The organism is Nonomuraea sp. NPDC049784 (genome assembly GCF_040659615.1).
Taxonomy (GTDB): Bacteria; Actinomycetota; Actinomycetes; order Streptosporangiales; family Streptosporangiaceae; genus Nonomuraea.
Genome location: NZ_JBFAMX010000869.1, coordinates 1 through 3,387 on the forward strand (window position 1 = coordinate 1; position 3,387 = coordinate 3,387).

The 3,387-nt window shown below is 69.9% G+C and carries 3 protein-coding genes and 1 pseudogene; all 4 read right to left on the reverse strand.

What is annotated here, in order from left to right:
• A pseudogene (locus tag AB0J09_RS60100) lies at window positions 1–185 on the reverse strand (sensor histidine kinase); the annotation flags it as partial.
• The gene (locus tag AB0J09_RS60105; RefSeq protein ID WP_360712696.1) at window positions 182–847 is read right to left on the reverse strand and encodes a response regulator transcription factor; all 666 of its coding nucleotides are present in this window, start codon (window positions 845–847) and stop codon (window positions 182–184) included. The gene AB0J09_RS60105 and the pseudogene AB0J09_RS60100, both read right to left, overlap by 4 nt.
• A gap of 9 nt (window positions 848–856) precedes the next feature.
• The gene (locus tag AB0J09_RS60110; protein ID WP_360712699.1) at window positions 857–2,158 is read right to left on the reverse strand and encodes an MFS transporter; all 1,302 of its coding nucleotides are present in this window, start codon (window positions 2,156–2,158) and stop codon (window positions 857–859) included.
• A gap of 114 nt (window positions 2,159–2,272) precedes the next feature.
• Entirely contained in the window at window positions 2,273–3,247 is a 975-nt protein-coding gene (locus AB0J09_RS60115) for a GNAT family N-acetyltransferase (protein WP_360712702.1), read from the reverse strand.
• Window positions 3,248–3,387: the final 140 nt, after the last annotated feature.

The window sequence follows — 3,387 nt, forward strand, 5'->3', positions numbered from 1 at the left end:
CCCGCGCGGTCGTCCTCCCTGGCCGCCTGGTCGGCCAGCTCGGCGAAGCGGGTGGCGTCGGCGCGGCGGTCGAGGAGCAGCCGGTTCGTACGGTGGGAGGCGTAGGCGAGGCCGAGCGGCACGGCCAGCGCAGCGATGAGGAAGACGATCAGCGTGGTGAACGTGACCACCAGGCGGGAGTTCACGCCGTCGATCCCAGCCGGTAGCCGGTGCCGCGCAACGTCTCCACCAGGCCGGGGCGGCCGGTCTTCGAGCGCAGGTTGGCCACGTGCACGTCCAGCGACCGGGACGCCGACAGCAGCGGGTCGCCCCAGACCTCGTCGAGGATCTCCTCCCTGCCGCGCACCACGCCCGGCTCGCGCGCCAGCATCGCCAGCACGTCGAACTCGCGCCTGGTCAGCGTCACCGGCTCCCCGGCCACGGAGACCTGCCTGGACTCCAGGTCGATGCGGACGTCGCCGACGCTCACCACGTCGTCGCGGGCCGGCCGCGGCCTGGTGCCGCGGCGCACCACCGCCTCCATGCGGGCCATCAGCTCGACCGTGCGGAACGGCTTGATCAGGTAGTCGTCGGCCCCCGAGCGCAGCCCGCGCAGCACCTCACGCTCTTCTGTACGGGCCGTGACCACGATGAGCGGCACCGCCGACACCCGGCGCAGACGGCGCAGCACCTCGAGCCCGTCCATGTCCGGCAGGCCCAGGTCGAGCAGGACGAAGTCGACGCCCCCCGCCAGGCGGAGGGCGTCGACGGCCAGCCCCGCCCGGATGACCTGGTGGCCGTGCCGGGCGAGGGCCGTGGTGAGCGCGGACGCGAGCCGATCGTCGTCCTCGACCAGGAGAACTCGCATATGGCCAGGTTAAGCGGAGACCGGCACCGATTCCCCCTGCTCGGACCTGGTCAGCGCCGCATCGCGGGTCTCGCGCATGGTGAGGTAGACCACCAGCGAGATCGCCGCGAGCGCGGAGACGTACCAGTAGAAGCCGGACTCGATCCCCGCGCTCTTGAACCAGAGGGCCACATACTCGGCCGTGCCGCCGAACAGCGCGTTCGCGATCGCGTACGGCAACGCCACACCGAGGGCTCGCACGTGAGTGGGGAACAGCTCTGCCTTGACCACCGCGTTGATCGAGGTGTAGCCGGTCACGATGATCAGTGCGACCAGGGAGAGCACCAGCGCGCCGCCGAACGCCTTGGCGCTGCCCAGCGCGGTCATCAGCGGCACCGTGCCGAGCATCGAGCCGATGCCGAAGGTGATCAGCAGTGGCCGCCGGCCGATCCGATCCGACAGCGTGCCCGCCAGCGGCTGCAGCAGCATGAAGATGAACAGCGCGGAGAAGCTGACGAGAGCCGCGGTCTCCTTCGCCATGCCCGCGGTGTTGACCAGATATTTGGTGAGGTAGGTGGTGTAGGTGTAGTACGCGACCGTGCCGCCCATCGTCAGCGCGATGACCAGCACGGCCTCCTTCTTGTGCGCCCAGAGCTGCTTGATCGTGCCGCGCTCCTGGGAGTGCTTGGTCTCCTCATCGTGTGCCTCGGTCTCCAGCAGGCTGCGCCGCAGGTAGAACACGACCGCCGCGCCCACCGCGCCCACGATGAACGGGATGCGCCAGCCGTAGGAGCTGAGCGCCTCCTTCGACATCGTGTTCTGCAGGATGATCTGCAGGCCGAGGCCGACCAGCTGGCCCGCGGTCATCGACACGTACTGGAAGCTGGAGGCGAAGCCGCGCCTGCCCTGCGGCGTGGCCTCGGTCAGGTAGGTGGCGCTGGCAGCGTACTCGCCGCCGACCGAAAGGCCCTGCAACAGACGGGCCACCAGCAGGACCACCGAGCCGAAGGCGCCCGCCATTCCGTACGTCGGGGCGATCGCGATGAGCAGCGCGCTCCCCGACATCAGCGTCACCGTCAGCGTCAGCGCCGCCTTGCGGCCCTTCCTGTCGGCGAAGCGGCCGAGCAGCCAGCCGCCGACCGGACGCATGAAGAAGCCGACGGCGAAGATGCCTGCGGTGTTGAGCAGCTGTGCCGTCGTGTCGCCCTCTGGGAAGAAGGACGCGGCGAAGTAGACGGCGAAGCTGGAGTAGACGAACCAGTCGTACCACTCGACCAGATTCCCGATCGACCCGCCGATCACTGCCTTCCACGGCACGCGTGCCTTACTCACGGAGAACCTCCTGGGGGGAGTAGGTGCAGGTCAGAGCCTCCCCACAGAAGGATGTTCGGACAAGGGCCGGAGGCCGAGATCTAACCTCCGCTTAACATGGGCGCAACCTCCGGTCTATAACGCCAGCCGCCACTCGTTCCACTCGTCGAAGAGCTCGAAGCCCATGGCCTCGTTGATGGCCAGCATGTGGGCGTTGGAGGTGGCGTTCCAGGTGATGATCCGCTCCAGGTGCGGCTCGTGCTCGCGGAGCCAGAGCAGGTTGGCGACCTTGAGCAGCAGGCCCAGGCGGTGGCCCCGGTGCTCGGCCAGCACTGTCGTGTCCGCCTGGTGGCCCCAGCCGGTGGAGTGGTCGGCTTCGAGGTAGATGCGCGTGTATCCGGCGGGAGCCCCGTCGGAGTCGCGGCGGGCGATCATCGAGTACGCGGTCAGGCCGCGGTACGGGATGCTCTCCTCACGGTCGCGGATGCGGTCGAGGCTGAAGTCCGCGTCCTCGATGTCCGCGTCGCGCGGGGCGTCGTTCATGCCCTTCATCAGGGCCGCGAGGTCGGGGATCAGCTCGGGCCCGGCCGGCCCTGTCCAGCGTTCGAGGTGGTAGCCCTCGACGCGGGGGAGCATGCGTTCCAGCGCGTCCCAGTCGGCCTTGCGGAGGTCCAGCGTGCGCCGGGCCTCCACGAGGGAGACCGTCATGCCGTGGGCGAGCGCGAAGCGGGCGCCCACGCCGGTGGCGGCGGTCTCCGTGAGGAGCAGGGTCCTGCCGTGGGCGCGCAAGCGTTCCAGCACATGCTCGAACAGCGCTGAGCCGAGCCCCCGGCCGCGCCGCTCGGGGCGCACCACGAGGGGGAAGAGCCAGCCCATGTGGGTGTTGTCGAGCTGGGGGAGCGACAGCCCGTAGCCGCCGACGACCTCGCCGTCCTCGACGACCGCCCACAGCTCGGCCCGCTCACCCGCTGTATGCGTGGCGATCTCGCGGCGGAAGCGGGCCGGCGAGATCGTCGGCCCCGGATCGCCGGAGTAGGCCGCCAGGTACGCCTCGTGCAGGCCCGTGACCAGGTTTCCCGGCCGGTCGAGATCGATGGGCTGGATCCGCATGCGTCCAGCAAATCGCACCGGGAACGGCCGGGGCGAGCGAATTTACTGCCGGTAGTTCTCCACCTCGTTGGGCCTGCCGCCCGCCACCAGCACCGGGGTGGAGCAGGCGGCGCAGTCGGTGCTGCGCGCGTTGCAGAGCG

Bases quoted from the DNA above. Each gene is read 5' to 3' on its own strand.
- AB0J09_RS60105 (WP_360712696.1), bottom strand. From the start codon at position 847: ATGCGAGTTCTCCTGGTCGAGGACGACGATCGGCTCGCGTCCGCGCTC.
- AB0J09_RS60115 (WP_360712702.1), bottom strand. From the start codon at position 3,247: ATGCGGATCCAGCCCATCGATCTCGACCGGCCGGGAAACCTGGTCACG.